Origin of the sequence: Coleofasciculus sp. G3-WIS-01 (genome assembly GCF_040223135.1) — a bacterium.
In the GTDB taxonomy this organism is placed as follows: Bacteria; Cyanobacteriota; Cyanobacteriia; order Cyanobacteriales; family Coleofasciculaceae; genus Coleofasciculus.
In genome coordinates this window covers 1-7,951 of sequence record NZ_JAVJZI010000141.1, presented here as the reverse complement: position 1 = coordinate 7,951, position 7,951 = coordinate 1, and the positions used below count along the sequence as shown (strand labels likewise).

At 45.0% G+C, this 7,951-nt stretch carries 5 protein-coding genes; 1 reads left to right on the top strand and 4 read right to left on the bottom strand.

The window, feature by feature from the left end:
* Positions 1-467 (bottom strand): helix-turn-helix domain-containing protein (locus RIM23_RS14080; protein ID WP_446367870.1); only part of this gene is annotated, 467 nt, incomplete at its 3' end.
* A gap of 148 nt (positions 468-615) precedes the next feature.
* Here RIM23_RS14080 and RIM23_RS14075 point away from each other — a divergent pair.
* On the top strand, positions 616-768 hold the full coding sequence (locus tag RIM23_RS14075) for a hypothetical protein (protein ID WP_446367869.1): 153 nt from the start codon (positions 616-618) through the stop codon (positions 766-768).
* Positions 769-1,085: 317 nt separating this feature from the next.
* Here the strand turns inward: RIM23_RS14075 and RIM23_RS14070 are convergent, their stop codons facing one another.
* From RIM23_RS14070 to RIM23_RS14060, 3 genes are all read right to left on the bottom strand, one after another.
* Entirely contained in the window at positions 1,086-6,494 is a 5,409-nt protein-coding gene (locus tag RIM23_RS14070; protein ID WP_446367868.1) for a PAS domain S-box protein, read from the bottom strand.
* A gap of 458 nt (positions 6,495-6,952) precedes the next feature.
* Positions 6,953-7,624 (bottom strand): TMEM165/GDT1 family protein, encoded by a 672-nt coding sequence (locus RIM23_RS14065; RefSeq protein ID WP_446367867.1) that lies wholly within the window; start codon positions 7,622-7,624, stop codon positions 6,953-6,955.
* 144 nt (positions 7,625-7,768) lie between these two features.
* Positions 7,769-7,951 (bottom strand): hypothetical protein (locus tag RIM23_RS14060; RefSeq protein WP_446367866.1); only part of this gene is annotated, 183 nt, incomplete at its 5' end.

Genomic DNA, 7,951 nt, shown 5'->3' with positions numbered 1-7,951 from the left:
GTGAGGGCGGGTTTTGTTGGGGCGTTAGGGGTTAATGTTGTTGAGTTAGCGCCTAAACCCGCCCCTACATTATTTGGGGATGGTGGGTTGAGGGTGTTTTTTGGGTTGGTTGCGGTGGTGAGGGCGGGTTTTGTTGAGGCGTTAGGGGTTAATGTTGTTGAGTTAGCGCCTAAACCCGCCCCTACAGCAGATGGGTTAGATGGGAAATCGGGATTGACATTTGGCGCGTTTTGGGTTTCGGGATTTTTCCCCAAATCGGCAACCTCTCGCCAATCATAGCCGAGTTTATCACAGAGTTCCTCAAAGTTTAAGTGGTCAACTGGTTTACCGTTGAGAAAGCTGTTCACCGTGTTTTGACATACGCCTACGGCTTCGGCTAAATCCGGCTGACGCGGGAAGCCATTGCGCCTGAGTGCTTGTTTCAGCTTGGGGATATAGTCAGGATGAACCCTTGTACCTCTTTTCATGCGCGATCGCACAATCTTTTTCTTAGTATATCAAGGACTAACTTGGGACTAACTTGGGACAAAATGGTTAACAAGTGGGTTGGGATTGGGATTAAACCTGGGATTCGGGGGTGTTTGATGAAAGAGTAAACCATTCAACCCAACTCTTATGAACAAAAAGCATTCTGAACTTTTGCTAAAAACCTTGGAAGTAAGTACGTTTATCGTTACTCTTTACACCTATTCGGCTTTTGTGGGAATTGCGGCGGCGGGTTTAGCGATTTATTGTTTACTTCAGCAAGCGCGGGAGGAGGATGGGTAGTATTGAATTCGTTCGTCGTCAGGGAACCTTAGTCTATAATCCAGTTAACTTGAAGCAGGATTAAGTTCATCATGAAGTTCATAGTGAAAAACCTTAACCTTAGATTTTGTTGGGTTGACGTAAGGAAACCCAACCTACAATGCTTAATCTCAATCAAAGTCCCCCTTAAAAAGGGGGATTTAGGGGGATAAAAAATGCATCAACGAAGCCATAGCGACTTTTCCAACCACCTCTCAAGCGCGGTTTCATTTTCCCAGTAACCTACCAAGTTAGATGGTGTATGGTGGAACATTTCATGATTCATAGTTTATCTAAACTTATCCATTGAGTAAGGCATTAATAATCGTTGCTAGTTTCTTCAAATTCACAGGTTTAGTCATATAATAGGATACACCGGCGGCTAAACATTTTTCGCGATCGCCTGACATCGCCAGCGCCGTTATCGCAATAATTGGAATGTTAGCAGTGCGGGGATTGGCGCGAATCTGTTGCGTGGCGCTTAACCCATCAAGTTCTGGCATCTGAATGTCCATTAAAATCAGATCAGGCTTCCGCCGTTGGCTGAGTTGTACGGCTTCTTTGCCATCTTTTGCTATGATCATTTCATAGCCGATTCCCTGTAAGTAATCGGATAAGGTTTGGGTGTTGGCTTCGTTGTCTTCAGCTAATAAAATTAAGGGAGTCGTTCGCGGCAAATTCGTGTCTTCAATGTCTGATAAACTACACCCCAACGTCGCCTTTTCCTCTGGGGAACTGACGGGATAATTTGCTGAATGAGAACGCCAAGGAAGTCTCACGGTAAAGCAACTTCCTTTTCCGAGTTCACTGTCTACTGTTACCCATCCCCCATGTAATTCCACAATCCGCCGGACTAATGCCAATCCTAACCCTGTTCCCTGATGACGCCGGGATAAACTGCTATCAATTTGGACAAAGGATTGAAAGAGTTTCTCCAGATGTTCTTTCGCAATACCTATTCCCGTATCACTAACACTGATATAAAGCATCTCATTTGGGGAAGTTTTGAGTGTTAACCCTTCGTCCCCCTCAAGGGTATGGTTTGTAGGGGCGGGTTTAGGCATTTTCTTTTGGCTATTGATAGTAACGTTTGAACAAAACCCGCCCTGACTAAATGTAGAGTTTACGTCCTTGTCTCCCTCATCTCCCCCATCTTGCTTACAAATTTCTACCGTAACCCGTCCCCCCTCTGGGGTAAATTTCACCGCATTACTTAATAAGTTAATTAAGACTTGCTGTAAGCGTCGTTCATCGCCCAGAATAGTCTCTAATCCTTCGGCAATATTACCTGTAAGCGTAATGTTTTTATCTAAAGCGAGGGGTTTAATCAAGCTTAAACTCGCATCACACAGTTGGGTAATACTAACGGATGTCAGGTTTAACTCCAACTTCCCCGATTCAATCTTGGCTAAATCGAGAATATCGTTAATTAACTCCAGTAAATGTCTACCACTTTTTTCAATCGTGGCGAGAGATTTGCGCTGCTTGTCAGTAATCTCCCCATAGACTTCTTCTTGTAAGCTTTCAGATAAACCCAGAATCGCATTTAGAGGCGTTCGCAATTCATGACTCATATTTGCCAGAAACTCGTCTTTTAAGCGGGTAGCGTGGGCGAGTTCCGCATTTGTTGTCGCCAAGATATCATTATTGTGGCGCAATTGCTCGTATAATTGAGACTGTTTAATCGCGATCGCGAGTTGGGTGGCTAGGGATAGGAGTAACTCAATTTCCCAGGTTTTCCACTCTCGCGGATGGGAACATTGATGGACGATTAGTAATCCCCAGAGGATATCCTGTTGGACAATGGGGACAACCAGTTTTGCCCGGATTGCGTACTCCCCCATGAAGTCTACCATACAGGGTAAAACCTCTTCGCGATCGCGATCGGCTAAAGTATACACTTTTCCCTGAACATAATTCTGATAACAGGTTGGGGGAAAGGCTTCCGCCGGAAAAATAATATTCAATAACTGGGGAAATCCTGACGCTACCCCTTCCGCAATTGCCCGTCCCCGATTATCCTCAAAAAGCTGATACACTAATACTCTGTCAGCCATCAGTAATTGTTGGACTTCTTTAACCGTTGTAGTGAGAATTGTCTCCAAGTCTAGGGATTGACGAATGCGTTGAGACATCGCACTGATTAATCGTTCCCGTTCAACCTGTTGACGCAGAGTTTCTTCCGCCTGTTTGCGCGACGTAATATCTGACGCCGTACCCAGAATCTGTTTCGGTTTCCCCTCAGATGTGCGAGTAAAAATGGTATCCCAACTATACAACCAACGCCATTGACCATTTGCATGGCGCATCCGATACTCACATTCAATAATATCCCCATCTTTCGCCCGATCAAAGCGTTGATGCTTGAGTGACATTAAAGCTAAATCATCGGGATGCATCAGAGAGGGAAACAATCTAGATTCCATCTGCTGAATTTCTTCTGGGCTATAGCCCAGAATTTGAGCAACGGAACGGTTAATGTAGATATTTCGTTGTTCGACTAGATCATAAATATATAACACATTCGGGTTCGTATCCGCAATCCGTTGGATAAATCGCTGACTTTCTTGCAGCGCCAATTCTGCTTGTTTGCGATCGCTAATATCCCGAAAATAGACAGATAACCCTTCCTCCGAGGGATATACCCGCACTTCAAACCAGATATTATGTGGTGCATACAACTCCTCAAACGCCATCGGTTTTTGTTCCCGCGCCGCTTGGCGATAGACATCTTCAAATTTCGTGCCCATGGCGTCAGGAAATTCATCCCAGATACATCTACCAATCATGTCGGGTACTGGACGATTAATTAAGGGGGCTAAGAGGGAGTTAAAGTGGGTAAACCGCCAATTTTGATCCAGGGCAAAAAAGCCTTCAGTAATACTTTCTAATATATTATTAATCTTGCGATGAGAGTCTTGTAGGGCTAATTCCGTTTGATGGCGTTCATTAATTTCTCGGTGCAGTTGTTCCACCGTCTGTTCTAACGCCGTTGTCCGTTCTTGCACCCGCCGTTCTAGGGCTTCATTCAAGTGTTTCAGCGATTCTTCGGCTTGTTTGCGATCGCTAATATCTCGATAGGCGCTTAAAAAGAAAATTTGATTATCTTGGTAAATAATTGAATTCGATACTAACAGGGTTTTCTGTCTGCCGATTTTATCTACAAACGTGGTTTCAATATTTCGCAGTTTGCGTCTGCGATTGGGATTTTTTTGCCATTGCTTCACTTGCTGATATAGAACCGGATCAGGATAAAGTTGGAGGAGAAAATCATCACAACGATTTGCCTCCTGGCGTGTATATCCGGTAATTTGCTGCATTTGATGATTAAAGATGCGGAATTTACCCTGACTATTACTCAGGGTAATTCCTTCGCCTACGGTATCAATCACTGTAGACAACTGTCCCGCCATAGATTGAATCGCTTGTTCGGCTTTTTTTCGTTCCGTGATATCCGTAACCGTGGTTACCCGCAAACAGCGTTCCCCTTGCTGCATGATTGGTCCAGTGGTAACCTGAATATCAATTAATTTACCATCATGACGCCGTACCTGCCATTCACCGGAATGGTTAGGGTTAAGGAATTCAGTTAAGGATCGTCCTAATAAATAATCACACGGATAGGCAAATAGTTGGCAAAAGGCAGGATTCACCCGAACCAGTTGCCATTGTTCATCGGTAATACATAAGCCCACTGGGGCAGATTCATAAAATAACTCTAACAGTTTTTCACTGGTTTGGGCTTTTTCCTGCGCCTGAACCCGATGGGAAATATCCAGCCACGCACCAATTATTTCTTGGGGAATTCCTTGTTCATTGCGAATCAATTTCCAATCATCTTGTAGCCAAATATACTCTCCATTTTTCTGCTTAAATCGATATTCTTGAATCGAATAGCCTTGCTGAAAAAGTTGAGCAAATCCGGTGAGAGCGGTGGGTAAGTCTTGGGGATGAATATGATTTAACCAAAAATCGGCTTGTTCGAGAATTTCCGCTGGTGTATAGCCAATCAGGGCGGTAATATTATCACTAATAAATGTGGTTTGATAGGGAGGAATAAACTGGCGACTATAAATGGCTGTGGGACTCGCGGAGAGTAAATAATGCAGTCGTTCTTGAGTCGCCTTTGCAAATTTTTCTGCCTTTTGCCGTTCAGCGAGTTCAGTTTGCAATTGGGAAAAAGCATTCGCTTGTTGAATCGCGATCGCGATTTGAATGCTGAGTTGTTCTAATAAGTCTAATTCCTGGGGTTGCCATTGACGGGGGGCGGCACAGTGATGGGCGACTAATAAGCCCCAGAGTTGTTCGTTAATAATAATGGGTACGGTGAGAATAGCTTTGACTTGAAACTGTTCGAGTAATTCTAAATGGCAGGGGTTTAACCCTTGATGATAGATATTATTCGTCACCTGACGCCGCCCATTCAGATAGTCAGATCCCTTGGTTTCTTGGAAGTAACTATCACGAATTTGTGATCCGATAACTGGGGGAAAATCACCCACCGATTCAGCGACAATCTCCCCACTCCAATCCTCAGTGAACTGATAAACCAAAACGCGATCGCAATGGAGTAATTGCCGCACTTCTTGAACCGTGGCTTGGAAGATATCCGGCAGTTTCAGGAAGCAGCGAATCCGTTGGGCAATGGAACGTAAAATATGTTCCCGTTCTGCCTGTTTTTGTAACTGTTTGGTGCGGGATTGGACTAATTCTTCTAGCTGGGTATTGCGACTTTCTAATAACTCAATCTTTTCCGCTTCTAACTGACCGATGACTTGCTGTAATTGGTCAATCACGCCATACATTTCCATCGGATCAAGAACTTGCAGCAACCGAGTTTGGGTGACAATTCCCAACAATTCCCCCTCGTCACCCGTGACGACTAATCGCCGTACATAGCGACGCTGCATTTCCTGATTGGCTTGCCAAAGATTATCTGTGGTACCCAGGCAAAATAGGGGTTGACTCATGACATCATTTGCCTTTAATCCACTCAGATTGACGCCCAATACCTGAAACTGGACAATATCCCGTTCCGTGACAATTCCGACAGGTTTTTGTTGATTTTTTCCCGGAATCTCTTGACAAATAACCACACAACTGACTCGATGTCGTGCCATCAACTGTGCCAGTTTGAGAACTGAGGTATCGACGGTTGCTTGAATTACGGTAGTATTCATCACCTCATCTACCGTTCGTAGTTTCAGCAGATGAGATGGTTCAATGACTGAACGCAGGGTGGAAAGCGTAATTAAACCTAGGAATTGTTCGTGCTCATCCACCACAGGTAGATGACGAATCTGGTATTGTTTGAGAATACCTAAGACACTGAAAACATCTCGAAACTCGCTCGACTTGAGGCGATAATCCGGGGGACTCATTACCTGGCGAATACTCACCCCCGCCAAATTTCGCCCTTGTGCAGTTAAGCGCACCACATCCCGTTCAGTAAAGATACCCATAAGCTGTGATCCTTGGATGACTAACACACAGCTAGTGGAGAGAAACAGTAAGGGATTCTCAGAGGGTTCTGGCGTCTGATCTTTATCCTGGGAACAGGAACATCCCTGCACCTGACTCATTCGCGCCAAAACCTCAACCACAGGGGTATCCAGCGTCACTGTAACCGGCTGGCGATCGAGGATATCGTTCAGTTGGGGAGAGTGGAAGCACCAAGGTTGGTTAGGGAGATGAGGAGCGGATGCCATAGGGATGCTAAACTAATAAGCTATGAGTGATTAAGTCATAAAGTCGAATGGAAGGTCGCATTAGTGACCGTTTTGGGATAAAGGTGTACTATTCCTTTTTCAGCATACTGTTTTGATTACTGTTCGTAGTTACGATGCGAGCGCCATAAGCCAGTGGAGCGCTGAGGGCTGGCGTGATACAGCTAAAATAGTTCTTGTTGGAAACTGGAAAAGCCTAACTCCCCAGCCCCCTTAAGAGCCTATGCATTACTCACATCTTTCTGGGCTCAATAGGTTGTTCTCTATGATCTATAGAGGTTTGGACTTTGGACAAATAGGATTTTTACACTGCATATAGCGTAAGCTTTCTCTCATTTTTGCCCTAGATGTAGTATCTGCAAGCATTTTGTCCAAAGTCCAGTAGAGGTAGAAAGCCGCTTTTGAGATGGTAATCGCTAAAACGATTATGGGATAAGGCTTTAGCCTTGCTGTAGTATATCTACACTGGGGAGACTTCCTTCTAAGATTGCTACTGCGCCGAAAATCAAAAATAACACTCCCCCTAACGCCGTCACCCAACGTTCAGAAATTCGTCCCGCAATTAACCGTCCACCGATTACCGCAATCGCCGTGCAAATCCCATGACCTAAAATTGCCCCTAAAGTAACGCCAATCGGTTGATAGGAGGCGGCTAAGGCGATGGTGCTAATTTGGGTGCGATCGCCCCACTCCGCCAGAAAGGTCATAGTAAAGGCTTGCAGTACAATAGCGAGATTGGCAGAACGTAACTTATCTTTTGCTGAACGTGCGATCGCGCCATCCGGATTCTGCTTGGCGACTTCCATCGCCGCTTCCTTTGCCCCTGTATTTTCAGCAACAGCTGGCATTTGACTGGCATCATACAACAGCTTAAAGCCAAATCCTAAAAATAAAGCAATTTCCCCATAATGAATATAATATTGAGGGAGCAACGACACCACCTGTCCCAATAACACGGATAGTAGTGTCATCGCTGCTAACGCCCCTAGGACTCCTAAAAAGACCAGCCGCCGCGAATGGCGCATGGACAAGATTACGCCGATAAAAAACGTCTTATCTCCTAACTCAGAAATCGTAATCAGTAATAATCCGGCGGTAAATGCGGCTAACATTCTCTCAAGCTCCTTAACTAATATACCGCTGATAGAGCTTGATGAGAAAAGGCAGACCTCACCCAGCTCACATCAACTTGTGAACTTAGTGAAAGTCTCGCTACCAAGGGACTAGAAAAAAGTGCAGATCGTGATTCTGGAGATTTAACTGACATGACACTTCAGTCCCTTGTCACCTGAACCAGGCTCATAAAAATCCTTCGTTGTGGGAAACCCTGTGTCTTTAGACCAGGGAGGAACACGCGGTAGCGGTTTAAGAAGCATACCCCTTTCGGGGTGGAGGGGTATGGTTGCCCCTCCGGTTTTCACCCATTTCTGGGGTAAAGT

What these genes read in the sequence shown, in the direction of transcription:
- RIM23_RS14065 (WP_446367867.1), bottom strand. Translation starts at nt 7,624, where the DNA reads ATGTTAGCCGCATTTACCGCCGGATTATTACTGATTACGATTTCTGAG.
- RIM23_RS14075 (WP_446367869.1), top strand. Translation starts at nt 616, where the DNA reads ATGAACAAAAAGCATTCTGAACTTTTGCTAAAAACCTTGGAAGTAAGT.
- RIM23_RS14070 (WP_446367868.1), bottom strand. Translation starts at nt 6,494, where the DNA reads ATGGCATCCGCTCCTCATCTCCCTAACCAACCTTGGTGCTTCCACTCT.